Source organism: Rhizobium sp. KNZ2-6A (assembly GCF_056755475.1).
Genome location: NZ_JBNDIC010000035.1, coordinates 22,821 through 47,958, shown reverse-complemented (window position 1 = coordinate 47,958; position 25,138 = coordinate 22,821). Strand labels below are relative to the sequence as shown.

The following is a 25,138-nucleotide window of genomic DNA, read 5'->3' as shown; positions in this document are numbered from 1 at the left end:
TCGGCGGCAAGAGGATTGGCCTCGCGATCATGATCAATTTCGCCGATGTAGACTTGTTGATCGTCGGTGCGGGCTTCTATGGCGCCACGATCGCGGAGCGGGTGGCCAACGAGCTGCAGAAGAACGTGCTTCTGATCGACCGCCGGAACCATATTGGCGGCAATGCCTATAGCGAGTTCGACGGCGAGACCGGCATCGAGGTTCATCGCTACGGCGCGCATCTCTTTCACACGCCGAACGAACTGGTCTGGAATTATCTGAACCGGTTCACCGCATTCACCGACTACAAGCATCGTGTCTATTCGACCTATCGCGATCAGGTCTATTCGATGCCGATCAACCTTGGCACGATCTCGCAATTCTTCAACCGGCGCCTTTCTCCCGATCAGGCAAGAGCGCTGATTGCCGATCAGGCCGCGGAAATGGCCGGGCGCCATCCGGCTAACCTGGAAGAGAAGGCGATTTCGCTGATCGGCCGGCCATTGTATGAGGCTTTCATCCGCGGCTACACCGCGAAGCAGTGGCAGACGGACCCGCGCGACCTGCCCGAACATATTATTACGCGCCTGCCGGTGCGCTATACGTTCGACAACCGCTACTTCAACGACAGATATGAAGGTCTGCCTGTTGACGGCTACACGGCGATCTTCGAAAGGATGCTGAAGCATCCGAAGATCCAGATTGCCCTGGGCGTCGATTTCTTCTCGCTGAAATCAACGCTGCCGACCGGTCTCCCGATCGTCTATACCGGCCCCATCGACCGTTATTTCGATTATTCCGAGGGCGAGCTGGGCTGGCGCACCATCGACTTCGAGAAAGAGACCCTGAATACCGGCGACTTCCAGGGGATGGCGGTCATGAATTATGCCGATGAAGCAATCCCCTACACGCGTATCCTCGAGTTTCGTCATTTCAATCCCGAGCGAAGCTACCAGACCGAAAAGACGGTCGTTGTGCGGGAATATTCACGATCGGCGAAGCGCGTGGACGAGCCCTATTATCCAATCGACACGCGGCAGGACAAGGACGTCTTCCTGCGGTATCGCGAACGGGCCGAGACGGAGATGAATGTCCATTTCGGCGGGCGGCTTGGCACCTACCGATACCTCGATATGCATCAGGCTATCGGCGCAGCCTTGAAGGCCTTTGATAGCCGGATCGTTCCGCATTTCACCGAGGGGCGCGCTATCGGCGGTGAAAAATAGGCGATCGCCAGGTACGCATGGATATTAGGCACGCATCAGTTGGGCGAGCCGAGTAAGTTTCATGGCGAAAATGTCGGATTGCAGAGGAAGGAAGGCCCGTTGCCGGGCTTTCCTCAGATTGCTCAAGAGCGCCTGCGGCGTTCGCGAGCCGGCGCCGCGCCGCTTTCGCTGGCAGTCTTGTTGCGCAGGGGGCCGATCTTTTCGATGATCGTTTCCAATGTCGGGCGAGGGCCGGGGACGTAGCTGTCCAGCGCCTGCCGCATGGCGGCGAGATGGCCGCAAGAGGTGCCGCAGCAGCCGCCGATGATCTTGGCGCCGGCATCGCGGGCCAGGCGCGCATAATCGGCCATCAGCGGCGGCGTGCCTGAATAATGGATTTCGGCGCCGCGATATTCCGGGATGCCGCAATTGCCCTTGACGATAACGATCGCGGCGGAATCCGCTTCGGTCATGTCGAGAAGGCTCGACAGGATATCCGAGGCGCCGACGCCGCAATTCGCGCCGACGGCCAGCGGGCCTTCGCCGATATCTGTCGCGACAGCGTGAATGTCCTTCGGATGCAGGCCCATCATGGTCTTGCCGGCCGTGTCGAACGAGCCGGTATAGGTGTAGGGCAGGCCGACCTTGGCGGCAGCCTCGGCTGCGGCGCGGATTTCCTCGGGCGACGACATGGTTTCGATCCAGGCGACATCGGCGCCTCCGGCCTGCAGGCCTTCGATCTGCTCGACGAAAGCTGCGACGGCGTCCTCATAGGTCAACGCGCCGAGCGGCATCAGCAATTCTCCCGTCGGGCCGACCGAACCGGCGACGATGACCTTGCGGTCGGCCTTGTCAGCAACGGAACGGGCAATTTCGGCGGCCGTCTTGTTGAGGCTGTGCACGCGATCCTGGGCATGGTGCAGCTTCAGCCGATGACGGGTGCCGCCGAAGGTGTTGGTCAGGATGATGTCGGCGCCGGCATCGACGAAATCCTGATGTAGTTTCGTGATCCGCTCCGGATGCTGTTCGTTCCAGAGTTCGGGCGCTTCGCCGGCCTCGAGGCCCATGGCGAAAAGATTGGTGCCCGTCGCGCCATCGGCAAGCAGCACGCCCTTTTCAGCAAGAAGATTGGTCAAGGGATTGATGGCGACGGTCATGGTTTGTCCTCGGATGCGTCGAATACCTGGATGTCAAATGCAGATATAAACATTTCTTTATGTGAACACAATAACCAGATCGCCTGCTTGTCTCGATGTGGCGACCGGACAAGAAAAAAGCGCCCTGGAAAGGGCGCTCTCGTTGCCGTGCTCTGCGTTTAGGCCGCAGCCATCTCGGCCGTCTCATGGGTCGTGGGCGTGACCATGGCGGCGATGATGCTTTGTAGGTCTATGATGCCGATAGGTTTTCCGCCGGCGTCGGTGACGAGCGCTCCGGTCTGGCCTGCTTCGGTTATCTGCTTGGCGGCGAGCTCCAGCGTCATGTCGCCCGGCACGCGTGCGGTGACGGGCTCGCCCGCAAGCGGCTTCATGATCGTCTGGGTCTGGATGACGCGACCGCGGTTCACCTCCTTGACGAAAGCGGTGATGTAGTCGTCCGCCGGCTGCAGCACGATCTGCTGGCCGGTTCCCTGCTGCACGACCTTGCCGTCGCGCAGGATCGCGATCTTGTCGCCGAGGCGCAACGCCTCGTCGAGATCGTGGGTGATGAAGACGACGGTCTTCTTCAGCTCCTTCTGCAGGTCGAGCAGGACGGTCTGCATATCCACACGGATCAACGGATCGAGCGCCGAATAGGCTTCGTCCATCAGCAGGATATCGGCATCGTTGGTCAGCGCCCGGGCAAGCCCGACACGCTGCTGCATGCCGCCGGAAAGCTGGTTCGGATAGTGCCTCTCGAAGCCCCTGAGACCGACACGCTCGATCCAATATTGGCCCTTCTTCTCGCTTTCGGAACGCGGCACGCCCTGGATATCCAGGCCGTAGATCGTGTTCTCGATCACCGTGCGGTGCGGCAGCAGAGCGAATTTCTGGAACACCATCGCCGTCTTGTGGCGGCGGAATTCGCGCAGGGCGTTTTCGTTCATCTTGCAGACGTCGACGCCGTCATAGAGTACTTCGCCGGCGGTCGGCTCGATCAACCGGTTGATATGGCGGATCAACGTCGACTTGCCCGAGCCGGAGAGGCCCATGACGACGGTGATGGCGCCGGCCGGCATGTCGATGCTGATATCCTGCAGACCGAGCACGTGACCATGCGTCTCGTTGAGCTCGGCCTTGCCCAGGCCGTTCTTGACCTGGTCCACATAGTCGCGCCCGCGAGGGCCGAAGATCTTGTAGAGGCTTTTTATCTGGATCGCGTGACTAACCATGAATGACCTCCGAGTGCTTCTGGAGCCGTCTGCCATAGGCCTGGCTCGTCCGGTCGAAAATAATGGCGATGGCAACCAGGGCGAAGCCGTTGAGGAAGCCGACGGTGAAGAACTGGTTGTTGATTGCCTGCAGCGTGTTCTTGCCAAGCCCGCCGACGCCGACCATGGAGGCGACGACGACCATGGCGAGAGACATCATGATGGTCTGGTTGATGCCGGCCATGATGGTGGGCAGCGCGAGCGGGATCTGCACGTTGAACAGCTTCTGGCGGTGCGACGAGCCGAAGGCGTCGGCGGCTTCCAGAACTTCCTTGTCCACAAGGCGGATGCCGAGATTGGTCAGGCGGATCATCGGCGGGACGGCATAGATGACGACGGCGATAAGACCCGGAACCTTACCGATGCCGAAGATGACGACGACCGGGATGAGATAGACGAAGCTCGGCATCGTCTGCATCACGTCGAGGGTCGGGTTGATGATCGACTGCAGCCGGTCGGAGCGTGCCATCAAAATGCCGATCGGCAGGCCGATGATGATGGCGATGAGCGTACAGACCGTCACCATGGCAAGCGTGATCATCGTGTCGGTCCAAAGGCCGAAGACGCCTATGAGGACCATAGAGATCGCCGTTCCGGCGACAATCTTCAGATTGCGGCTGGCGGCATAGACGACGAGCATCATGACGACGAGCACGACGAACCAGGGCGTATTGGTGAAAGCCCATTCCAGGTAATTCAGAAACCATTGCAGAGGCTGCACGACGGCATCGATAAGATTGCCGTAGGCGCGCACGGATGCGCGAAACCCGTCATCGATATTCTTGCGCGCCAGACGTATGAGCGATTCATCTATTGCCGGAAAGTTGCAGAGCACATTCGGCAGGATCGTACACTGGATAGCCATGTATTTCCCCTTCTTGGTCCGGTTCTGTCCTGGTCCGGCGTGTGGCTTTCACGCGCGGATGGTATTGCAGCGCTGCGACCGGTTCTTCAGGCTGCCTTTCAATTCTTACTACATCCGCCTTCGCTGATCTGCACTCGTTGCGACCTTGCGGCGCGTCATCCCGTCAGCGATGAGCGCGGTTATTGTCGATTCCGGCGAATGAGAAATCGGCGGTGGGCGCTGGCCAGCCGCCGATTTCACGACAGGGATTAGAGCGAAGCCTTCACTTTGGTCGCGACATCAGCGGAAACCCATTTGGTCCACATGTCCGGGTAGGTCTTGAGGAAGTACTTGGCGCCATCCTCGTTGGTACCCTGGTTGTCGGTCATCCAGGCGAGAACCTTGCCGACGGTGGCGTTATCCCACTTGCGGGTCTTCATGTAGTCCATGGCGATGCCGGCCTTCTCGGCAAAGGCCTTGGTCACGACGGTATAGACGTCCGAAACAGGATAGGAGTTCACCTTCGGGTTGGCGCAATCCTGCTGCGACGTGCAGGCGTCCCAATCCTTCTTGTCGTGCGGCACGTTGAAGCTCAGGCGAACCATGTCGTACTTGCCGAGGATGGCTGTCGGAGCCCAGTAGTAGCCGAGCCAGCCGGTCTTCTTTTCGAAGGCATTGGCGATCGAGCCGTCGAGGCCCGCCGCTGAACCGGTGTCAACCAGCGTGAAGTTGAGTTTGTCGGCACCGAGAGCCTTGTAAAGATTGGCGGTCGAGATCTGGCAGTTCCAGCCAGCCGGGCAGTTGTATACTGCCCCCTTGGACGAATCTTCCGGGGCAGGGAACAATTCCGGATGCTTCAGCGCGTCCTGAACCGTCTTGATATCCGGATGGGCGTCGGCAAGGAATTTCGGAATCCACCAGCCTTCGACGCCGCCATCGCTCAAGAGCGGCGCTGCCTCGATCAGACGGCCTTCGGATACGGCCTTGTCGAGTGCTGTACGCACGGCGTTGACCCAAAGCTCGGGCGCGACATCAGGCTGACCTTTTTCGTTCATGGAAGTAAAGGTCGGCTGCGTGTCGCCGGTCACCAGAGTGACGTTGCAGCCGTAACCATTTTGCAGAATGAGCTTGTCGACCTGGGCGGCGACGCCGGCGGATGCCCAGTTCATTTCAGCGATGGATACGCTGCCACAGTCTGCGGCCTGCGCCGAGCTAGCCAAAGCATAGGCGCCGAATGCCAGGATGGCGGAAGCGAGAAGCTTCTTCATTTGATATTGTCTCCCAATTTTTCGTTACGTTGTGGAAATCGACTCCAAACGCTTTCGATTTCTGTCGATCCCCTGTCAGCGTGGTCCAACCACAACCGTTCATACGCCGCTGACGACGCGAGCACGGCCCCCTTGCTGCTGTCGTGCATCTGTCTTTTTGCGACCGCGCAACTCTGTGGCGGCCGGATGTTTCTTGCATCGACAGCAGGCAGCGTAAGGATTTGAATGAATAAATCAACAGCCTGCCGGCCATTCGCAGTTATCGCACCTCTTGGAGAAGCTGATATAAGCGTCTGAAATAGCCTGTTTTCTGCTATTCATGGCTGCAAAACAGGCAATGGGAGGCTTCGATGATGAGCTTCCATAGGCACGGAGTTAAATGCGGCTCAAATATCGCGTCCCTGAAAGACGTTTTGTGTTCAATCTGCGTCCTTTGCGATTTCTCAACGCAAAGGGAAAAAATTTCGAAAAATTTTCAGATTCACTCTAATTTAAGTACTTAATAACCCTCCGGTAACGATGTCTGTTTATCAATCGAGACGTGGCGGGGGACACCGCTGCTTCTTCGGATCAGGTATTGCGTCCCGGAGAAAGCGAACCTTGCGGTGTATGTGCAGGGAAGCCGGCGTTTTTTGGCAAGCCGCGTTGATCTTCGGATCGCGCGGTTTTCGCGTTTCAGGCGTGCCGTTTTGAGGCGCGCCGGCACTGCAATTTCACATTTCAAGTCAAAATTAAAGCCGCCGATGCGGTCGCATGGCGGCTTGATGCGCGCAGGCTTGCGGCTTGACCGGATATCAGCCGACGTTATAGGTGCGGATGAAGCCGACGGTGCCGAAGCGAGTGTCGAGCTGCTGCAGGCGGTTTTCCGGGCGGTTGGCCGGAAGCTTGCCATTCCAGGCGATCTGGATGGAATTCTGTCTGTTGAAGATGAAGAGCATTGGGGTATCCTCCGAGCCGGATCGGCCCATTTCGTTGTTTGTTTTCGCGATGGAGATAATCCTCTCCAGCGTAACTCACAACGGATGAAGTCGTCATCAAATGTCGCAAACAGAGCATATTTTAAAGTGATGCATTTTTGTATCTGGACGGTTGCTTTCAACCGTTGGAGATAGCGGCGAAATCAAGGCGAAACTCCGCGTCTTCAGTGGCTGCGGCATATCGAGGTGGTGGGGAATGACGAAGGCGATCATGCTGCAGGGAACCGGTTCCGATGTCGGAAAAACGGTATTGGTCGCGGGGCTATGCCGGCTGTTCGCCAACAGAGGCGTGAGGGTCCGTCCGTTCAAGCCGCAGAACATGTCCAACAATGCTGCCGTTGCCGAGGATGGCGGCGAGATCGGCCGCGCTCAATGGCTGCAGTCGCTGGCGGCGCGCGTGCCGTCATCCGTGCATATGAATCCGGTTCTGCTGAAGCCGCAATCGGAGACGGGTAGCCAGATCATCGTGCAGGGCAAGGTCTGGGGCCATGCCAAGGGACGGGACTATCAGGCACTGAAGCCGCAGCTGCTTGGCGCGGTGCTTGAAAGCTTTGCTGCGATGCGTGCCGGAACCGATCTCGTCATCGTCGAGGGGGCCGGTTCTCCCGCCGAAATCAATCTACGCCGGGGCGATATCGCCAATATGGGCTTTGCGACGCGTGCCAACGTTCCCGTCGTGCTGGTCGGTGACATAGACCGCGGCGGCGTGATCGCATCGCTCGTCGGCACCTACCATATTCTGCCGGAAGAAGACCGCCGGATGATCCGTGGCTACATCATCAATAAGTTTCGCGGCGATGTCTCGCTGTTCGGAGAAGGCATCGAGGCGATCGGCGGCTTCACTAGATGGCAATGCCATGGCGTGGTGCCGTGGCTCAAAGCGGCGGCGCGCCTGCCGGCCGAGGATTCCGTCGTATTGGAGCGGTTGGCACGCGGCTCGTCCGGCGCGCTGAAGGTCGCCGTGCCCGTGCTGTCGCGCATCGCCAATTTCGACGATCTCGATCCATTGCGGGCCGAGCCTGACGTCGATCTCGTCTTTGTCAGGGCGGGCGAGCATTTGCCAGCCGATGCGGGCCTTGTGGTGCTGCCTGGCTCCAAGTCCACGATCGGTGACCTGCTCGATTTGCGCGAGCAGGGCTGGGACCGCGATATTGCCGCGCATGTGCGCCGCGGCGGCCGCGTCATCGGCATTTGCGGCGGCTACCAGATGCTCGGTCATACCGTCTACGATCCGCTCGGAATCGAGGGATCGGTCACCGAGACGCCCGGGCTGGGCCTGCTTGAAATCGAGACGGAAATGGCGCCGGAAAAGACGGTGCGCAACAGCATGGCCGTCTCGAAGGAATATGACGTGCCACTGTCGGGCTATGAAATCCATCTCGGCGTGACGCGCGGCGCCGACTGCGAGCGGCCCTCGACTGTCATCGACGGCCGGCCCGATGGGGCGATATCGCCTGATGGCCGCGTCATGGGCACATATCTGCACGGTCTCTTCGGCAGCGACGCCTATCGGGCAAAGTTGCTCGCAAGCTTCGGCCTCGCCGGCGAGCGCATGGACTACCGCGCCGGTGTCGATGCGGCGCTGGACGACATCGCCGGGGAATTGGAGGGCGTGCTCGATCCAGCCTGGCTCGATAGCCTGGTTCGGTAAAAACCTGAGGTGGCGACCCGCTTAGAGTTCGCCGGAGACCTCGCGCCTGCGGCGGTCGAGTTCCTCGCTGTAGCGCCGTAGCGTATAGCTTTCCGTCAGCAGGCCGATCACCTTGCGTTCGATCAGATCGTTGACGACGACGAGCGCTTCACTCTTGGTCTGGTCGAACATGGCGGCCGCTTGCTTGGCGTTCATCTGCGGCTGCAGGAACTCGTTGCGCAGCTGGATGAAATCGGAAAGTCCGTGTTCCTCGTCGTCCTTCTCGACTGGGCTCGCATAGACGTCGGGGACCAGAACCATTCCCGAATATTTGTCATTCTTGTCGAGCAGGATGACCCGCTGCGCCGAGCCGATCGGAAAGCTCTTGCGGAACTCCTCGATGCTCATGTCGATGCTTCCCGTGTGCACGTCGGGGCGCATCATGCGGGCCACCGTGAGATTGCGGATCCAGCCAACGTCGTGGGCGCTGCGGATGCTCTCGCCGCGCAGGTGGAAGCGCCATGTGGCGAAGGAGTAGCCGAAGCTGGTGCGGACCACGAGCGACGACGTGATGACGGCAGCCAGCACCAGGGCGGTGATCGGGAAGTCGCCGGTGATCTCCAGCGCCAGGAACGTCATCGTCAGCGGGCCGCCGATGATCGCGACGGCCAGCGAACTCATGCCCACCACGGCGTAGACGGCCGGCGTCAGCGTGTTGTGATCGAAATAGGGGGCGCAATAGGCGAAGATTTTGCCGAGAAGCGCACCCATGAACAGGGATGCGAAGAAGAGGCCGCCTCTGAAGCCGGAGCCGATAGAGACCGCTGAGGCCAGCGATTTGAGGAGGAACAGCCCGACCAAGGCCCTGAGCGTCACGTCCGTCGATAGGTTGAGATGCAGCGCGCCATGCCCCGCCGACAGAACCTGCGGGGAGATCAGCGCCAGTATGCCGACAACAAGACCTCCGAGCGCCGGGCGGAAGGGCGGCGCGATGGAGCTCTTGCGCGCCAGCTCCTCGGTCCAGGCGACGCCCTGCATGATCAGGATGCCGACGCCGGCGCAGCAGGCGCCGAGCAGAAGCGCCGGCAGATAATCGGCTGGGGCGATTGATCCAATATGGCCGATATCGATGGCGAAGTCATCGCCGGCGAGCAATCTTGCGATCATCGTCGATATCAGGGCCGAAACGACGACGGGCGTCAGTGTCAGGATGGAATAGGTGCCGATAATCAGCTCGAAGGCGTAGAAGGCGCCGGTGAGCGGCGCATTGAAGGCGGCGGCAATCGCGCCGGCGGCGCCACAGCCGACGAGCATGCGCAGATCCGCGCGCCGCATTTGCATCTTGTAACCGAATTTTGAGGCGATGCCGGCGGCAAGCTGGGTGTAACCGGCCTCGAGCCCGACGGAGGCACCGAATCCATTCGAGATCAGGTTCTGCACGGCGACGAGGATGCTGTCCGTCAGCGACATGCGGCCGCCGTGCAGCGCATTGGCTTCGATCGGGTCGACCATCGGCTTCTTGCGCGTGCGCGACAATATGTAGAGCAGGATGCCGAGGATGATGCCTCCGGCGATCGGCGCGATAAACAACACTGATTTGTCGGGAATCGCCATTGCCGCCGAGCTCAAGCGCTCATAGTCGGTTATGCCGTAGATGAGGCTGTGAAGCTTACGCGAGATGAAGCTCATCGCCGTTACGGCGCAGCCGGAGGCTATTCCCGCCAGTGCGCCGGCGAAAACAAGTCCCAATTCGCCACGGCGCAGCAATGCTCTGAACCGACCGAGATCGAACAGGGCGGAGAAGACGCCGAGGCGTCGCGCTTGGAATTTCTGCAACATTGGAAACGAACGAATGGTTTACTCGGATGTGAGGGCTTACCCTCTATAAACTTCTAACATCAAAGAAATGCGGCAAAAAAGCCGCTGATTTGCTGGGAATATTGGGCGATTTCGCAATCGGGACGCTCAGCGTCGCATCCCATGCCCTTGATTGACTTGAACTCAGTGAAAGCCTAATCATTGCCGGCATAACGAATGGTTCCCGAGCGGCGATCTGTCGCATGGGATGAAAAGGGAATGTGAAGGGACGGACCCAATCCGGGCGTTCTCATCACAGCCGACCCCGCGACTGTAGAGCGGTCAGGGTCTTTCGTTCGGTTTGAAGCCCATTCCGTCGATGGTTCGCATGGGGCGAACGGGGCGGGGCAGGAACAAGTCGAAAAAGCCACTGGCGTGGCATCATGATCAACCCGGGCTGGACGCCTCTTAAGTCTACGAATCGTCCGCCTTTTCATGATGAATTGCCGGGAAGGCGAGGAAGACCCGCTGGCGCACGATCGGGGGCGACCGATTTCGGTCCGCCCCCGTCGCGGCGCCTTATCCGCGAGCCAGGAGACCTGCCATGCGTGCCGGGCACAGAGCCTGTTCTGGAACGTCAGTTCCGCTGCCAGCACGGAGGTTGTTATGGCGCAAGACGAGTTTTCGGCGTGTAGGCGCCTCTTTTCCGGTAACGGCTTCATGCCGCCGGCCCTCGCTGTTGCGCGGGAGCGGGAATAACGCATGTCGTCTTCTGCTTCCCGAGCTGTTTTCGTCCTCGGCGGCGCCCGCTCCGGCAAATCCAGTTTCGCCGAATCCCTGATTTCCAACACCGGTCTCGAACGTCACTATGTGGCGACAGGTCAGGCGTGGGACGATGAGATGCGCGAGAGGATCGCTCAGCACCGTGCCGGCCGCGGCGATCTATGGCAGACGCATGAGGAGCCGATCGATCTCGTCAAGCGGCTCGCCGCGATCGACGCCGAAGGGCGCGCCGTGCTTATCGACTGCCTCACGCTCTGGCTGACCAATTTGATGATGGCGGAGCGGGACATAGCGGCGGAGTTTGCCGCCCTGACTGCATTTCTGCCGACTGCACGATCGCGGCTCGTTCTCGTCTCCAACGAGGTCGGGCTTGGAATCGTGCCGGAAAATCGCATGGCGCGCGAATTTCGCGACCATGCCGGCCGCCTGCACCAGATGGTCGCGGCGGCGAGTGCCGAAGTTTATTTTATCGCAGCGGGATTGCCGCTGAAAATGAAGGGTTGATCCATATGAACCAGGAAAAGATTCCAGCCACCGTCATCACCGGCTTCCTGGGAGCCGGCAAGACGACGATGATCCGCAACCTCCTGCAGAATGCCGGCGGCAAGAAGATCGCGCTGATCATCAATGAATTCGGCGATCTCGGCGTCGATGGCGATGTGCTCAAGGGCTGCGGCGCGGAGAATTGCACCGAAGACGACATCATCGAGCTGACCAATGGCTGCATCTGCTGCACGGTCGCCGATGACTTCATCCCCACCATGACGAAACTGCTGGAGCGCGACGCGCGCCCGGATCACATCGTCATCGAGACCTCGGGCCTCGCGCTGCCGCAGCCGCTGGTCGCCGCCTTCAACTGGCCTGACATCCGTACCCACGTCACCGTTGACGGCGTCATCACCGTAGTCGATAGTGCCGCCGTCGCCGCCGGCCGTTTCGCCGACGACCACGACGCCGTCGAGGCTGCCCGTGTCGAGGATGATTCGCTCGACCACGAGAGCCCGATCGAAGAATTATTCGAGGATCAGCTGACCTGCGCCGATCTGATCGTGCTCAACAAGACCGATCTGATCGACGTCGACGGTCTCGGCCGTGTCCGCGCCGAGGTTGCCTCCCGCACCGTCCGCAAGCCGACGATCATCGAAGCGAAGAATGGCGATGTACCCGCCGCCATCCTGCTCGGCCTCGGCATCGGCACCGAAGACGACATCGTCAACCGCAAATCCCATCACGAACTCGAGCATGAAGACGGCACGCCGCACGATCACGATGAGTTCGACAGCTTCGTCGTCGAACTCGGCCCGATTGCCGATCCAGCCGCCTTTATCGATGCGCTGAAGGGCGTGATCGCAGAACATGACGTGCTGCGCCTCAAAGGCTTCGTCGATGTCCCCGGCAAGCCCATGCGTCTGCAAGTTCAGGCTGTCGGCAGCCGCATCGACACCTATTTCGATCGCGCCTGGACACCGGGCGAAGCGCGCGCAACCCGGCTCGTGGTGATCGGCCTGCATGAGATGGACGAGACGATCGTGCGCAAGGCGATTGAAGCGTTGGTCTGATCGATGCTGCGTCTTTGCCGTGCGATACCCCCCTCTGTCCCTCGCGGGACATCTCCCCCACAAGGGGGGAGATTGGAAACTCGTGGCTGCCACATCGTAAAACAACCGATGTTGGGAGTTGCTGGGGCTTTGGGAGGTAAGTTCAGCGAAGCATGGCTCCGAATGATCTCCCCCCTTGTGGGGGAGATGTCACAACGTGACAGAGGGGGGTATGCCGCCGCATACTCTAAGGTCTAATGCATCTCCTTCTAGCTCAAAAGGGAACGATCAGCGACGGCGAAGAGGCGATCGATCTCGGGCAATCGCCCGGCGATATCGTCTTTCTGTCGGCCGCCGATACCGAGCTTGCGGCCATTGCCGCAGCCAACGGTGAGGGTGGTCGGTCCCTTCGGCTTGCAAGCCTGATGAGCCTCAAGCATCCGATGTCCGTCGATACCTATGTCGACAGGACAGCCCGGCATGCGAAGCTCATCATCGTGCGGGCGCTGGGTGGAGCGAGCTACTTCCACTATGCGCTGGAAGCATTGCATGCCTGCGCGGCGCGTCAGGGGGCCTTGATTGCGGTACTGCCGGGGGATTCGAAGCCCGATCCGGGACTGACGCCTTTTTCCAACGTCGCGCTCGATGATCTCAATGCGCTCTGGTCCTATCTGATCGAGGGCGGGGAGACGAATTCCAGCGCATTTCTCGCCTATGCCGAGGCGATGCTATCAGGCGCCGATAAGCCAATGCCTGCCGTGCCCTTGATGAAAGCGGGTATCTGGTGGCCGGGCCGGGGTGTGATCGGGGTCGAGGAATGGTGGAGGGTTTCCAATTCGGAGATGGCGACCCCTGCAGGATTCGAACCTCCGACAGTCGCGCTTTCCTTCTATCGCGCCCTCGTACAGAGCGGCGAAACCAAACCCGTCGAAGCCATGATAGAGGCTCTCATCGCCGAGGGCATGCGACCGCTGCCGGTATTCGCCTATAGTCTCAAGGATACCGTGTCGGTCGGTATCCTCGAAAGTGTCTTTACCGAGTTGAAGCCGGGCGTCGTCATCAACTCCACAGGCTTTGCTGTTTCGGCACCGGGCGCCGATCGTCAGCCGACGGTTCTTGAGACCGGCGAGGCCGTCGTTCTTCAGGCCATATTTTCAGCTTCGTCGAGGGGAGCCTGGGAGGCATCCTCACAGGGGCTTTCGGCGCGTGATCTCGGCATGAACGTGGCTCTGCCCGAAGTCGATGGGCGTGTTCTTGCCCGCGCGGTGTCCTTCAAGGCTGCGGCCCGCTATGACGAACGGGTCGAGGCCAACATCGTTGCCAGCGAGCCGCTCGAGGATCGCATGCGCTATACGGCGCGGCTCGCCGCCAATTGGGCGCGGCTGCGCAATGCATCGCCCCGCGACCGCCGCGTCGCGCTGGTCATGGCGAATTATCCCAATCGGGATGGGCGCCTGGGCAATGGCGTTGGGCTCGATACGCCCGCCGGCACGATCGAGGTGCTGAAGGCAATGCGGGCGGCTGGCTATCGTGTTGCCGATCTGCCCGCCGACGGTGATGCGCTGATGGGGCATCTGGCGGAAGGCCCGACGAATTCGGGTCATGACGGCCGCGTGGTTCGTGAGAGGCTTTCCTTCAGCGATTACAGGCATTTCTTCTCGTCGCTTCCCAAACAGATTCAGGATGGGATTACAGCGCGTTGGGGCGGGCCGGAGGCAGACCCTTACGCACTCGATGACGGTTTTGCCTTGCCGTTCGCCCGTTTCGGCGAGGTGCTTGTCGGCATCCAGCCGGCGCGCGGCTACAATATCGATCCGAAGGAGAGCTACCACTCTCCCGATCTCGTGCCGCCGCACGGCTATCTCGCCTTCTACGCCTTCCTGCGCTGCTCCTTCGATGCGCATGCGGTCATCCACATGGGCAAGCACGGCAATCTCGAATGGCTGCCGGGCAAGGCGCTAGTCTTGTCGGAAACCTGTTACCCGGAAGCGATCCTCGGCCCGCTGCCGAACCTCTATCCTTTCATCGTCAATGATCCCGGCGAAGGCACACAGGCCAAACGGCGGACAAGCGCCGTCATCATCGATCACCTGACGCCGCCGCTGACGCGCGCCGAAAGCTATGGCCCACTGAAAGACCTTGAGGCGCTGGTCGACGAATATTACGAGGCATCGGGCGGCGATCCGCGTCGCATCCGTCTGCTGAGCAAGCAGATCCTCGATCTCGTCGCCGATATCGGGCTGGATCAGGATGCCGGCATTGCCAAGGGCGAGGGCGAAGACGAGGCACTGCGCAAACTCGACGCCTATCTCTGTGATCTCAAGGAAATGCAGATCCGTGATGGACTCCACATCTTCGGCGTTTCGCCCTCCGGACGGCTGCTGACGGATTTGACGGTGGCGCTGGCACGGGTGCCGCGCGGCTTGGGTGAGGGCGGCGATCAGAGTTTGCAGCGGGCGATTGCGCGGGATGCGTTCGTGGGCGTGGAGGGTGCAGTACCCCCCTCTGTCGCTTTCGCGACATCTCCCCCACAAGGGGGGAGATTGGCGGCCCGTGGCGCGCCCTCCCATCAAACCAAGATCGAATCCGTTGGCACTATCGATGAAGAGGCAGGAAAGCCAAGCGGCATACTCCCACCAATCTCCCCCCCTGTGGGGGAGATGTCAGCGAAGCTGACAGAGGGGGGTATTTCTCAGAGCAAACCATTCGATCCGCTGGACTGCGATATGGCCGCCAACTGGACCGGCCTACGCCCTTCTATCCTCCAAGACATGTCCGACGTCTCCTGGCGCACCCAGGGCGATACCGTCGAGCGCATCGAACTACTGGCCGCGAAACTCGTGGATGGCGAAATAGCCTGCCCCGAGAACTGGCCGAACACCCGCATGGTCCTTGGCGAGATCGTCTCGCAGCTCCGGCCGTCCATCCTCGCTTGTGGCGATGCCGAGATCGCGGCCTTGCTCAAAGGTCTGGACGGTCGCTTCGTTCCGCCCGGCCCCTCCGGCGCGCCGACGCGGGGCCGGCCGGATGTTCTGCCGACGGGGCGGAATTTCTACTCTGTCGACAGTCGTGCTGTGCCGACGCCGGCGGCTTACGAGCTTGGCAGCAAATCGGCTGAGTTGCTGATCCGCCGCTACGTGCAGGATCATGGCGAATGGCCCGTTTCCTTCGGCCTGACGGCCTGGGGCACGTCGAACATGCGCACGGGCGGCGACGACATCGCACAGGCGCTGGCGTTGATTGGCGTCAAGCCCGTCTGGGACATGACCTCGCGCCGCGTCACTGGCTATGAGATCATTCCGCCGGCCATGCTCCGGCGGCCGCGTGTCGATGTCACGTTGCGCATCTCCGGCTTTTTCCGCGACGCCTTTCCCGAGCAGATCGCCTTGTTCGACAAGGCAATACGAGCGGTCGGAATGCTCGACGAAGATGCGTCCGACAATCCGATTGCGGCGCGCATGCGCGGCGAAATCGCGCGGCTGGAAGTAGCTGGCCTCGATACGGCCTCCGCTAGCCGCAGAGCCGGCTATCGCGTCTTTGGCTCCAAGCCCGGGGCCTATGGCGCGGGTCTGCAGGCGCTCATCGATGAGAAGGGCTGGGAACGGCGCGCCGATCTGGCCGAGGCCTATCTCGTCTGGGGCAGCTATGCCTATGGCGCCGGCGAGGAAGGAAGAGCCGAGCGCGGCGTCTTCGAGGAGCGGTTGCGTTCGATCCAGGCAGTCGTGCAAAACCAGGACAATCGCGAGCACGATCTGCTCGACAGCGACGATTATTATCAGTTCGAGGGCGGGATGGCGGCGGCGGCCGAGCAGCTTGGCGGCGCGCGCCCCTCGATCTATCACAACGACCATTCGAGGCCGGAAAAGCCAGTCATCCGTTCGCTCGAAGAAGAGATCGGACGGGTCGTACGCGGGCGCGTCGTCAATCCCAAATGGATCGAGGGCATCATGCGCCACGGCTATAAGGGCGCCTTCGAGATCGCGGCAACGGTGGACTATCTGTTCGCCTTTGCGGCGACGACGAGTGCCGTCCGCAATCATCATTTCGAGGCCGTCTACCAGGCCTTCGTCGTCGATCAGCGCGTGCGCGATTTCATGGCGGAGAAAAACCCGGCCGCACTTCGGGACCTGCGGGAGCGTCTGTTGGAGGCAATCGATCGCAAGCTTTGGACGCCGAAAAGCAATTCGGCGCGCTTCGATCTGGAAAGCCTTGAGACGGACAATGAGGCGGTGGCATGAGTGCTGTCGATGAGCTTCTGGTCGCTTTTCGAGATTACCTGCTGTCGCGCAGCGACCCGACGCTAAGGCATTTTATCCAAGGCTTTGATTGGCCGGCTGAAGAGCGGACGCTCGCACCGCACGATTTGCCTGTCGTCACCTATCTTCACGAATTTGACGGGCCGGTCGACGGGGCGCAAGGCGCTCTTTTCGATAAGCTTTCGAATGCGGCGGATATTCTGCATTGGGCACAGACCTACAGCATCACCGATTTTGGCGCGGATTTCCTGCAGCGATATGGCTGGGTCGAGCTTTTCGGCACGCGAGGGCATTTCGCAAGCGACGAGATGGCCGGCGGTTTTCTGCTGCTTGGCCCCGGGGTGCATTATCCGGATCACCACCACGAAGCTGAGGAGATCTATATTCCTCTGACCGACGGCTCTTTATGGAGCAAGGATGCACAGCCGTTCCTGCCGCGCTGGTCCGGTGAGATCATTCATCACCCCTCGAACATCCGCCATGCCATGCGCACGGAAGATCAGCCGCTTCTCGCGCTCTACCTTTGGCGCGGCGGGCCGCTGGCACAAAAATCGATCATATCAGGGAGAATGCAATGAGCGACGAATTGGCCGAAACCGGCGCGGATGCCCCGAAGAACGACGATACCCGTCACGCCGACAAGATGGCCAAGAAGAAGGCCGCGCGCGACAAGATCATGGCGAGCAAGACCGACGAGAAGGGCCTGATCATCGTCCATACCGGCAAGGGCAAGGGCAAATCCTCTTCCGCCTTCGGCATGATCTTCCGCCACATCGCCCACGGGAAGCCGAGCGCCGTCGTTCAGTTCATCAAGGGCGCCATGTGGACGGGCGAGCGCGACCTGATCGAAAAGCATTTCTCCGACATCTGCCAGTTTCACACGATGGGCGAAGGCTTCACCTGGGAGACGCAGGACCGCGCACGCGACGTAGCGGCGGCGTCTGCTGCCTGGGAGAAAGCCAAGGAGCTGATCCGCGACGAGCGGAATTCCATGGTGCTGCTGGATGAGATCAATATCGCGCTGCGCTACGACTATCTCGACATCAACGAAGTGCTAGAATTCCTCAGGAACGAGAAGCCTTACATGACCCATGTCGTCTTGACGGGCCGCAACGCCAAGGAAGAGCTGATCGAGATCGCCGATCTCGTCACCGAGATGGAATTGATCAAGCATCCGTTCCGTTCGGGCATCAAGGGACAGCCGGGCGTCGAGTTCTGATCATTGGCCGGGCAGCATTGCCTTCAGCGCTTCCGCCGTCTGCGGGTTTGCCGGGAAGAAAGATTCGATCGCGAGTTCCGACAAGGTGACATCGACGGGCGTTCCGAAGACAGTCGTGGTGGACAGAAATGAGAGATGTCCCGCCTCGGTGACAAGCTCGAGCGGCACGGCAATGCCAGCGAAATCCCTCTCCGCAGCCGCCGATTTCGGCGCAGTCGGTGCGGGATAGGCTGACAGTTCTTTCAGCAGTTTGACCAGCACAGGATCGCCCGTTGCCGAGACTTGCTGACGCAGACGCTCCAACAGATGCGCCCGCCATTCGGAGAGATTGGCGATCCGGGGTGCGAGACCGTGGGGATGCAGGCTCAATCGCAGGACGTTGATCGGTCCCTTGGTCAGCGCGATATCGGTCACACCGGCAAGCAGCGGTGCGACGGCGGCATTGGCTGCAACCAGCGTCCAGTGCCGGTCGACCGCCAGGGCCGGGAAGGGCTCGTGGCCTCTCAGCAGCATGTCGATCGCGCGCCGTGCGGGGGCAAGTGCCGGGTCGTCCAGCTTGCGTTCGGGAAACACCGGGGCAAATCCGGCCGCCAGAAGCATGGGGTTGCGTTCGCGTAAGGGCACGTCGAGCCGTTCGGCGAGATGCATCAGCATCTCGCGGCTTGGAAGTGCCCGTCCGCTCTCGATGAAGCTCAGATGCCGTTGCGATATATCGGCTTCAAGGGCGAATTCGAGCTGGCTCAGGCGGCGGCGTTGCCGCCATTCGCGCAGATGGTCGCCGAGAGAGCGGGCCGGGTTCATCATGCGGCAGCCGGCAGCTGATCGATGAAGCCGTGAACGGACTTCAGGCGTTCACCTTCGAGGATGGCGAAATCCGTGCCCTTGACGAGCGGCTCGGCGTCGGCCGGACCGAAGCCCCAGGAGAAGCGGAGATTGTCGCCGTGGCGCTCGCCCTCGGTGATGAGCGTGAAACGGAAGCCGGGGAAGCGCTCATGGGCGGCCGTGACCAGCGCGTGGATCTGCTCGCGATTATCCGCGCGCATCATGGGATCGACGTAGCTGCAGTCTTCCGTCCAAGCCTCGGCGATGAGCGCACGGCGACGTTCGGTGTCTGCCTCGTTCCAGATGGCGATATAGCGGTCAGCAATGATGTTTGCGTCAGTCATCGGTCAACTCCTTTGGATCGCCTGAACCGTTCAGGCAGGGCGATCATCGGCGCGCACCGAAGCACTATCAATTACCTCGGAGGTAATCAAAAGCTCGTTTTACAGCCCGAGCCAGATCCTGACGGGATGGGTGGGATCCGCCAGCAGCTTGACCGCAAAGGCGATGCAGACGGCGACCAGCAGCGGCTTGATCAGTTTGGCGCCGATGCGCATCGCAAGCCGTGAGCCGATCTGGGCGCCGAGGAACTGGCCGAGCCCCATCGTCAGTCCGACTTTCCAAAGAATGGCGCCGGAGAAGATGAAGACGATCAGGCTGCCGAGATTCGAGCCGAAATTGAGCAGCTTCGTATGCGCCGTCGCCTTTAGAAGGCCGAAGCCGGCGAGCGTCACGAAGGCGAGCATCAGGAACGAGCCCGTGCCGGGACCGAATGCGCCATCATAAAAGCCGATGAGGGGTACGAGCGTCACGCCGAAGAGCCCTGCGGTCATGCGGCGATGCTTTTCGACATCGCCGAGATTGGGCTTGATGGCGAAATAGAGCGCGATGGCGATCAGCAGGAAGGGCAGGGCGATGCGCAGGACCTGGCTCGGCATGACGGTTGCCAGCAACGCGCCGAGCATGCCTCCGATGACAGCCATTGCGGCCATCGGAAGCTGCTCGCGAAGCTCCACATGCCCCTGCCTGGCATAGGCGATCGTGGCCGAGGCCGCGCCGCAGATCGACTGCACCTTGTTGGTGCCGAGCGTCTGCAGCGGCGGAATGCCTGCCAGCAGCATTGCCGGCACGGTGATCAACCCGCCGCCGCCCGCGATTGAATCAACGAAACCGGCAAAGAATGCCGCGGCAAACAGCAGGAGCAGGACCTGAAATGTGATCTCGTACAAGGATGGCACTCTGGAGCGGGAATTATGGGGGCGGGAAATCAGCGGCCTTCTGGCACTTCGCTCGCCACAAGGCAATTGCTATCGGGACACACCAAGCGAAATTGACGCGCCGAAAGGCGCTCGCTACAGCTGTGATATCGGTTGACGCCGTTGGGAGTGAATATGACGACCTTTGCCAATTCCACCCGCCGCTACCTTCTTGGGCTCGGTTGCGAGCGCGGCACCGACTGGAACGACGTGCGCATGCTTGCGGAAAGAGCCTTTCAGGAGGCTGGAATCGGGAGCGAGCAGGTTCTGGCCGTCGTCTCGATCGATACGCGCATGGATGAGCCGGCGATCCTTGAGATCGCCACGCATTTTCGTCTCCCGGTCCGCTTTTTCAAGGCGGCCGCATTGGAGCGGGAGACACCCAGGCTGAAGAACCCGTCCGAGCTCGTCTTCGCCCATGCCGGTTGTCATGGTGTCGCCGAGGCGGCAGCGCTTGCGGCGGCCGGACCGGATTCCGAGCTTGTGCTCCCGAAGATCAAATCCAGTTTTGCGACGGCGGCGATCGCCAGGATCGCCTGAGTATCGAATTCGCCACGCAAATCTCACAAATGGCTCCTAGGAGATCGTGGCGGCGTTTCGCCATCGGCGGTTCTCGTGTATGCCGGTAGTTCAAGCGCGGTCCGTAGTGAAGAAAATTTCCGAAAGATCAGCTTATTCAGTATGTTGGTAAGGATAAATCATGCATAAGGTCATTTATGATACCGATCCGGGCGTTGACGACGCCATGGCGCTTCTCTTCCTGCATCGTCACCCGGATATCGACCTTCTCGGCATAACCACGGTTTTCGGCAACGCCTCCGTGGATACGACGACCCGCAATGCGCTCTTCCTCAAGCGCGAATGGAATATTGACTGCCCGGTCGCGCGTGGCGCCAGCGTTACTTTCGATCCTTCGCGGCACGAGCGTCCGTGGCCGACGATGGTTCACGGCCATAACGGCCTCGGCGACATCGACGTGCCCGATACGATCGACCTGCCGGCCGATCCTCGGCCCGCCTATCAGTTCATCATCGACACTGTACGCGCCAGTCCGGGCGAGGTGACCCTGGTCGCCGTCGGCCGCATGACCAATCTGGCTTTGGCGCTGAAGCACGATCCCGAGATCGCATCGCTCGTGAAGGGCGTCGTGATCATGGGCGGCAATTTCTATGTGTCTGGCAACGTCTCGCCGGTCGCCGAGGCCAATATTCACGGTGATCCGGAAGCGGCCGATTTCGTCATGACGGCAGCTTGGAAGGTGGTCGTGGTCGGTCTCGACGTGACGGCCGTGACGACAATGAGCCGCGGCTATCTGGCCGATATGGCGAGGGACGGCGGGCCTTCAGTGCGGCTGCTGTCCGATCTGTCGCAGTCCTATATCGATTTCTACAAGCATGCGGTCGAAGACGGCATGATGGTCCACGACAGCTGCGCGTGCGTCTATGTCGTCGCGCCCGAGCTGTTCGACACGATCGAAGGCGCGGTCCGTGTCGTTTGCGGCGGCATTGCCGATGGCCAGACGATCGTCAAGCCGAACGGCCGTCACTTCCCGCCGGGCGATTGGGACAATCTGTCGAGCCAGATCGTCTGCACCGGCATTCGCTCGCAGCAGGTCATCGATCTGATCCGCGACGTGATCCTGGGCAAGGTCAAGCATTAAGCTTTCTGCGGAGGGGGCGTCGCGCCCCCTTCACATCTCGATGAAAGGCCATTTACTCGGCTTGTTATGCGCCTATTTGAGTTTCCGGACATATTGAGTCTGAAACGCCACGCGATCAATCAATACGTTTTCCATTTCCTGTCGCCGTTGGAAAAGCTCATAGCGTGCTATCGCTCACGCCGAACGGTCCTGTGGCGTAATGTCGGCAATGGGAACGGTGTCGAACCGAGGTCGTCTTATCCCGTTCTCAACATTGCAATTTCGCCCATCCGGGCATAGGACACATGGGATGAACGATACCGCTTTTTCCTCGCTGCCGGTCTTGGAGCCGGGCTCCGTCTGGCTCGTCGGTGCCGGGCCGGGCGATCCGGGGCTTTTGACCCTGCTGGCCGCTAAAGGCTTGGCCGAGGCTGATATCATCGTGCACGATGCCCTTGTGAATGAGGATTGCCTCAAGCTCGCCCGCCCGGGCGCAGTGTTGGAATATGCCGGCAAGCGCGGCGGCAAGCCGTCGGCCAAGCAGCGTGACATTTCTTTGCGGCTGGTAGAGCTGGCGCGTGCGGGCAAGCGCGTGCTGCGCCTGAAGGGCGGCGATCCCTTTGTTTTCGGGCGTGGAGGCGAAGAGGCCTTGACGCTTGTCGAGCATGGCATTCCCTTCCGCATCGTGCCCGGCATCACGGCTGGGATCGGCGGCTTGGCCTATGCCGGCATTCCCGTGACCCATCGCGACGTCAACCATGCCGTCACCTTTCTCACCGGCCATGATTCGTCCGGCGTTGTGCCAGACGCCATCAATTGGGATGCGGTTGGCAGGGGATCGCCCGTCATCGTCATGTATATGGCCATGAAGCATATCGCCCAGATCAGTGCCAATCTCATCGCGGCAGGCCGTTCGGTGGACGAGCCTGTCGCCTTCGTCTGCAATGCGGCCACATCCTCTCAGCAGGTGCTGGAAACGACGCTTGGGCGTGCACCTCAGGATGTCGAAGCGTCCGGCCTCGAACCGCCGGCCATCGTCGTCGTCGGCGAGGTGGTGAAATTGCGCCCGTCGCTCGATTGGCTTGGGGCACTTTCCGGCCGAGAGCTGCTGCCGGCTGCCGAAAGGCCCGGCGAGGGCGGACACAAGGTGTCGGCATGAGCGGCCTTCTGATCGCGGCACCCTCATCAGGCTCCGGCAAGACCACCTTCACGCTTGGTCTGCTGAGAGCACTGCGGAACAGGGGTGTCGCGGTCGCATCCGGCAAGGCCGGGCCGGATTACATCGATCCCGCCTTTCATGCCGCGGCCGTCGGGTCACCCTGCCTCAATTTCGACCCCTGGGCTATGCGCGCCGAACTGATTTCCGCCAATGCCGCGCTGCATCGGGCCGGCGGGCGGATGCTCGTCATCGAAGGAATGATGGGTCTGTTCGACGGCGCTGTCGACGGCACCGGGACGCCGGCCGATCTTGCCGCCTTGCTCGGCCTTTCCGTCGTGCTTGTCGTCGATGCCTCGCGCATGTCGCAATCGGTTGCCGCCGTCGTCAGCGGCTTTGCCAACTTTCGCGCCGATATCCGCATTGCCGGTGTGGTCCTCAATCGCGTCGCCAGCGACAGGCACGAGCGGATGCTGCGTCAGGCCTTGGATGCAATACGTATGCCTGTCGTCGCCGTTATCCGCAACGACAGCAGCCTCGCATTGCCGGAACGGCATCTCGGGCTGGTGCAGGCGGGAGAGCATGGCGCGCTGGAGCATTTCATCGAGGCGACCGCTGAGCTGGTGTCGAAGGTCTGCGATTTCGAACTGCTCCTGCGGGCGGCGCAGCGGCATGTCGTCCGCCCGTCCGTTGCAAACATTGCGCGTCTGATGCCGTTTGGTCAGCGCATTGCCGTGGCGCGGGATATCGCCTTTACCTTCTGTTACGAGCATATGCTGCTCGGCTGGAGGCGCCGAGGGGCGGAGATTTCCTTCTTTTCCCCGCTTGCGGACGAGGCGCCCTCAATCGATGCCGATGCCGTCTATTTGCCGGGCGGCTATCCGGAATTGCACGCCGGGAAGCTTGCCGCTGCCCGGCGGTTTCGGGATGGCGTGAAAGCTGCTGCTGCCCGTGGGGCGCGGATCTACGGCGAGTGCGGCGGCTATATGGTGCTGGGCGAGGGACTTGTGGATGCGGCGGGCACCCGTCACGGCATGCTTGGCCTCTTGCCTGTCGTCACCAGCTACGAAAAGCGGCAGCGTCATCTTGGCTATCGGCACGTCGTGCCGCTTGCTGGCTCCTTCTTCGACAAGCCGATGACGGCGCATGAGTTTCATTATTCAACCATCGTATCGGAAGGCAAGGCAGATCGCCTGTTTGCGGTCAGGGATGCGCTTGACGCCGATCTGGGCGATGCGGGTCTGCAGCGCGGCAATGTCGCGGGTTCCTATATGCATCTGATCGATCTTGCCGGTGATGCAGCATGACAAGCAGGATCATCCATGGCGGCGGCATTACCGCGGCGGCGCGGCAATATGGTGGACTTCCGGAGGATTGGCTGGATCTGTCGACCGGTATCAATCCCAATCCCGTGCCGCTGCCTGAAATTTCCGTCGCGGCATGGCATCGGCTGCCGGATCAGTACTTGCAGGAGCGGGCGCGAGCGGCGGCGAGGGGGTATTATCGCAGCGGTGAAATTCTGCCCCTGCCGGTTCCGGGCACGCAGTCGGTCATTCAATTGCTTCCCAGGCTCGTGACTGGTGGTAGGGTCGCGATCCTCTCCCCGACCTATGGCGAATACGCGAGGGCCTTCACGCTCGCGGGCCTGCAGGTTCGGCAGGTATCGACGATTGCCGAGCTCACCGCCGATGACAGGCTGGTCGTTGCCGTCAATCCTAACAATCCGGATGGACGGACGCTGTCTATCGAGCAACTGTCGAATCTGCATGAAAGGCAGCGCCAGCACGGCGGCATCCTTTTGGTCGACGAGGCTTTCGGCGATATCGAGCCGGCGGTAAGCCTGGCGCCTTTTGCCGCCACGATGCCGAATCTCATCATCTTCCGCTCCTTCGGAAAGTTTTTCGGCCTGGCCGGCCTGCGGCTCGGTTTCGTGATCGCCGAACCCTCGATCATGACCCGCTACGAGGATTGGCTTGGCCCCTGGGCAGTGTCCGGGCCTGCGCTTTCGATCGCGGCGTCCCTCATGGAAAGCGATACAAGTTACATCCGCAATCGCATTATTGAGCGTCACGCCGCTCTCGAAGCGGTTCTGCGTCGGTCGCATCTCAATGTCGTGGGAGGCGCGACCCTGTTTGCGCTTGTTGCAGACGACCGCGCCGAGGGCATATATACCCATCTCTGCCGCCACCATATTCTGGTTCGCAAGTTCGATTATGCGCGCAATTGGCTGCGCTTCGGGCTTCCGCCGGATGAGGAAGCGGATCACAGACTCGCCGGGGCACTAGAGTCGGATGATTTTAGGTCTGTTCGACCTAAAATCTGAATCCGCTCTAGAATCAAAGAAATAGAGCATGATGTCGTC

Annotated in this window: 21 protein-coding genes and 1 riboswitch; of the genes, 12 read left to right on the top strand and 9 right to left on the bottom strand. The window is 60.8% G+C overall.

The window, feature by feature from the left end; genetic code table 11:
- Positions 1-29 precede the first annotated feature (29 nt).
- Positions 30-1,205: a UDP-galactopyranose mutase gene (glf, locus tag ACPYOP_RS22285; protein ID WP_481412467.1), complete on the top strand. Its 1,176-nt coding sequence runs from the start codon at positions 30-32 to the stop codon at positions 1,203-1,205.
- Between the two features lie 122 nt (positions 1,206-1,327).
- Here glf and bmt read toward each other — a convergent pair whose 3' ends face one another.
- The 5 genes from bmt to ACPYOP_RS22260 all read right to left on the bottom strand — a co-directional run bounded on the left by bmt (position 1,328) and on the right by ACPYOP_RS22260 (position 6,641).
- Positions 1,328-2,341 carry a betaine--homocysteine S-methyltransferase gene (bmt, locus tag ACPYOP_RS22280; RefSeq protein ID WP_481412466.1) on the bottom strand — a complete coding sequence of 338 codons (1,014 nt, stop codon included), beginning with the start codon at positions 2,339-2,341 and terminating at the stop codon, positions 1,328-1,330.
- A gap of 158 nt (positions 2,342-2,499) precedes the next feature.
- Positions 2,500-3,552, bottom strand: a complete 1,053-nt coding sequence (locus ACPYOP_RS22275) for a quaternary amine ABC transporter ATP-binding protein (protein ID WP_481412465.1) — start codon at positions 3,550-3,552, stop codon at positions 2,500-2,502.
- Positions 3,545-4,456, bottom strand: coding sequence for an ABC transporter permease (locus ACPYOP_RS22270; protein WP_481412464.1), 912 nt, complete (start codon positions 4,454-4,456; stop codon positions 3,545-3,547). Before ACPYOP_RS22270 ends, ACPYOP_RS22275 begins: the two co-directional genes overlap by 8 nt.
- Positions 4,457-4,704: 248 nt before the next feature.
- On the bottom strand, positions 4,705-5,703 hold the full coding sequence (locus ACPYOP_RS22265; RefSeq protein WP_481412463.1) for a glycine betaine ABC transporter substrate-binding protein: 999 nt from the start codon (positions 5,701-5,703) through the stop codon (positions 4,705-4,707).
- A 794-nt stretch (positions 5,704-6,497) separates the two neighbouring features.
- The gene (locus ACPYOP_RS22260) at positions 6,498-6,641 is read right to left on the bottom strand and encodes a hypothetical protein (RefSeq protein ID WP_481412462.1); all 144 of its coding nucleotides are present in this window, start codon (positions 6,639-6,641) and stop codon (positions 6,498-6,500) included.
- 235 nt (positions 6,642-6,876) lie between these two features.
- On the opposite strand from ACPYOP_RS22260, the gene ACPYOP_RS22255 reads away from it, so the two are divergent.
- On the top strand, positions 6,877-8,331 hold the full coding sequence (locus tag ACPYOP_RS22255) for a cobyric acid synthase (protein ID WP_481412461.1): 1,455 nt from the start codon (positions 6,877-6,879) through the stop codon (positions 8,329-8,331).
- Positions 8,332-8,352: 21 nt separating this feature from the next.
- Here the strand turns inward: ACPYOP_RS22255 and ACPYOP_RS22250 are convergent, their stop codons facing one another.
- Complete coding sequence (locus ACPYOP_RS22250) at positions 8,353-10,149, bottom strand: chloride channel protein (protein WP_481412460.1); 1,797 nt, start codon at positions 10,147-10,149, stop codon at positions 8,353-8,355.
- Between the two features lie 179 nt (positions 10,150-10,328).
- Positions 10,329-10,728: riboswitch (cobalamin riboswitch) on the top strand.
- A gap of 141 nt (positions 10,729-10,869) precedes the next feature.
- On the opposite strand from ACPYOP_RS22250, the gene cobU reads away from it, so the two are divergent.
- From cobU to cobO, 5 genes are all read left to right on the top strand, one after another.
- Positions 10,870-11,394: a bifunctional adenosylcobinamide kinase/adenosylcobinamide-phosphate guanylyltransferase gene (gene cobU, locus ACPYOP_RS22245; RefSeq protein WP_481412459.1), complete on the top strand. Its 525-nt coding sequence runs from the start codon at positions 10,870-10,872 to the stop codon at positions 11,392-11,394.
- 5 nt (positions 11,395-11,399) lie between these two features.
- Positions 11,400-12,449, top strand: coding sequence for a cobalamin biosynthesis protein CobW (gene cobW, locus ACPYOP_RS22240; protein WP_481412458.1), 1,050 nt, complete (start codon positions 11,400-11,402; stop codon positions 12,447-12,449).
- A 236-nt stretch (positions 12,450-12,685) separates the two neighbouring features.
- Positions 12,686-16,666, top strand: coding sequence for a cobaltochelatase subunit CobN (cobN, locus tag ACPYOP_RS22235; RefSeq protein WP_481412457.1), 3,981 nt, complete (start codon positions 12,686-12,688; stop codon positions 16,664-16,666).
- A complete protein-coding gene (locus ACPYOP_RS22230; RefSeq protein WP_481412456.1) occupies positions 16,663-17,262 on the top strand; it encodes a dimethylsulfonioproprionate lyase family protein in 600 nt (199 codons plus the stop codon). The genes cobN and ACPYOP_RS22230 overlap by 4 nt, the downstream gene beginning before the upstream one ends.
- Positions 17,259-17,903 (top strand): cob(I)yrinic acid a,c-diamide adenosyltransferase, encoded by a 645-nt coding sequence (gene cobO, locus ACPYOP_RS22225; RefSeq protein ID WP_481412455.1) that lies wholly within the window; start codon positions 17,259-17,261, stop codon positions 17,901-17,903. Before ACPYOP_RS22230 ends, cobO begins: the two co-directional genes overlap by 4 nt.
- Here the strand turns inward: cobO and ACPYOP_RS22220 are convergent, their stop codons facing one another.
- From ACPYOP_RS22220 to ACPYOP_RS22210, 3 genes are all read right to left on the bottom strand, one after another.
- Positions 17,904-18,707 carry a helix-turn-helix domain-containing protein gene (locus tag ACPYOP_RS22220; RefSeq protein WP_481412454.1) on the bottom strand — a complete coding sequence of 268 codons (804 nt, stop codon included), beginning with the start codon at positions 18,705-18,707 and terminating at the stop codon, positions 17,904-17,906.
- Entirely contained in the window at positions 18,704-19,069 is a 366-nt protein-coding gene (locus ACPYOP_RS22215; protein ID WP_183870620.1) for a nuclear transport factor 2 family protein, read from the bottom strand. Before ACPYOP_RS22215 ends, ACPYOP_RS22220 begins: the two co-directional genes overlap by 4 nt.
- Positions 19,070-19,168: 99 nt before the next feature.
- Positions 19,169-19,954 (bottom strand): TSUP family transporter, encoded by a 786-nt coding sequence (locus ACPYOP_RS22210; RefSeq protein ID WP_481412453.1) that lies wholly within the window; start codon positions 19,952-19,954, stop codon positions 19,169-19,171.
- 162 nt (positions 19,955-20,116) lie between these two features.
- Between ACPYOP_RS22210 and ACPYOP_RS22205 the strand changes: the two genes are divergently transcribed.
- The 5 genes from ACPYOP_RS22205 (at position 20,117) to cobD (ending at position 25,099) form a co-directional block, all read left to right on the top strand.
- Positions 20,117-20,521: a cobalamin biosynthesis protein gene (locus ACPYOP_RS22205; protein WP_481412452.1), complete on the top strand. Its 405-nt coding sequence runs from the start codon at positions 20,117-20,119 to the stop codon at positions 20,519-20,521.
- Positions 20,522-20,681: 160 nt separating this feature from the next.
- On the top strand, positions 20,682-21,641 hold the full coding sequence (locus ACPYOP_RS22200; RefSeq protein ID WP_481412451.1) for a nucleoside hydrolase: 960 nt from the start codon (positions 20,682-20,684) through the stop codon (positions 21,639-21,641).
- Between the two features lie 289 nt (positions 21,642-21,930).
- A complete protein-coding gene (cobA, locus tag ACPYOP_RS22195) occupies positions 21,931-22,779 on the top strand; it encodes a uroporphyrinogen-III C-methyltransferase (RefSeq protein ID WP_481412450.1) in 849 nt (282 codons plus the stop codon).
- Complete coding sequence (locus ACPYOP_RS22190; protein WP_481412449.1) at positions 22,776-24,083, top strand: cobyrinic acid a,c-diamide synthase CobB; 1,308 nt, start codon at positions 22,776-22,778, stop codon at positions 24,081-24,083. Before cobA ends, ACPYOP_RS22190 begins: the two co-directional genes overlap by 4 nt.
- Positions 24,080-25,099 (top strand): threonine-phosphate decarboxylase CobD, encoded by a 1,020-nt coding sequence (cobD, locus tag ACPYOP_RS22185; RefSeq protein WP_481412448.1) that lies wholly within the window; start codon positions 24,080-24,082, stop codon positions 25,097-25,099. The genes ACPYOP_RS22190 and cobD overlap by 4 nt, the downstream gene beginning before the upstream one ends.
- Positions 25,100-25,138 lie beyond the last annotated feature (39 nt).

Excerpts from the sequence above, each read along its gene's own strand:
- glf (WP_481412467.1), top strand. The coding sequence starts at position 30 with ATGATCAATTTCGCCGATGTAGACTTGTTGATCGTCGGTGCGGGCTTC.
- bmt (WP_481412466.1), bottom strand. The coding sequence starts at position 2,341 with ATGACCGTCGCCATCAATCCCTTGACCAATCTTCTTGCTGAAAAGGGC.
- ACPYOP_RS22275 (WP_481412465.1), bottom strand. The coding sequence starts at position 3,552 with ATGGTTAGTCACGCGATCCAGATAAAAAGCCTCTACAAGATCTTCGGC.
- ACPYOP_RS22270 (WP_481412464.1), bottom strand. The coding sequence starts at position 4,456 with ATGGCTATCCAGTGTACGATCCTGCCGAATGTGCTCTGCAACTTTCCG.
- ACPYOP_RS22265 (WP_481412463.1), bottom strand. The coding sequence starts at position 5,703 with ATGAAGAAGCTTCTCGCTTCCGCCATCCTGGCATTCGGCGCCTATGCT.
- ACPYOP_RS22260 (WP_481412462.1), bottom strand. The coding sequence starts at position 6,641 with ATGCTCTTCATCTTCAACAGACAGAATTCCATCCAGATCGCCTGGAAT.
- ACPYOP_RS22255 (WP_481412461.1), top strand. The coding sequence starts at position 6,877 with ATGACGAAGGCGATCATGCTGCAGGGAACCGGTTCCGATGTCGGAAAA.
- ACPYOP_RS22250 (WP_481412460.1), bottom strand. The coding sequence starts at position 10,149 with ATGTTGCAGAAATTCCAAGCGCGACGCCTCGGCGTCTTCTCCGCCCTG.
- cobU (WP_481412459.1), top strand. The coding sequence starts at position 10,870 with ATGTCGTCTTCTGCTTCCCGAGCTGTTTTCGTCCTCGGCGGCGCCCGC.
- cobW (WP_481412458.1), top strand. The coding sequence starts at position 11,400 with ATGAACCAGGAAAAGATTCCAGCCACCGTCATCACCGGCTTCCTGGGA.
- cobN (WP_481412457.1), top strand. The coding sequence starts at position 12,686 with ATGCATCTCCTTCTAGCTCAAAAGGGAACGATCAGCGACGGCGAAGAG.
- ACPYOP_RS22230 (WP_481412456.1), top strand. The coding sequence starts at position 16,663 with ATGAGTGCTGTCGATGAGCTTCTGGTCGCTTTTCGAGATTACCTGCTG.
- cobO (WP_481412455.1), top strand. The coding sequence starts at position 17,259 with ATGAGCGACGAATTGGCCGAAACCGGCGCGGATGCCCCGAAGAACGAC.
- ACPYOP_RS22220 (WP_481412454.1), bottom strand. The coding sequence starts at position 18,707 with ATGATGAACCCGGCCCGCTCTCTCGGCGACCATCTGCGCGAATGGCGG.
- ACPYOP_RS22215 (WP_183870620.1), bottom strand. The coding sequence starts at position 19,069 with ATGACTGACGCAAACATCATTGCTGACCGCTATATCGCCATCTGGAAC.
- ACPYOP_RS22205 (WP_481412452.1), top strand. The coding sequence starts at position 20,117 with ATGACGACCTTTGCCAATTCCACCCGCCGCTACCTTCTTGGGCTCGGT.
- ACPYOP_RS22200 (WP_481412451.1), top strand. The coding sequence starts at position 20,682 with ATGCATAAGGTCATTTATGATACCGATCCGGGCGTTGACGACGCCATG.
- cobA (WP_481412450.1), top strand. The coding sequence starts at position 21,931 with ATGAACGATACCGCTTTTTCCTCGCTGCCGGTCTTGGAGCCGGGCTCC.
- ACPYOP_RS22190 (WP_481412449.1), top strand. The coding sequence starts at position 22,776 with ATGAGCGGCCTTCTGATCGCGGCACCCTCATCAGGCTCCGGCAAGACC.
- cobD (WP_481412448.1), top strand. The coding sequence starts at position 24,080 with ATGACAAGCAGGATCATCCATGGCGGCGGCATTACCGCGGCGGCGCGG.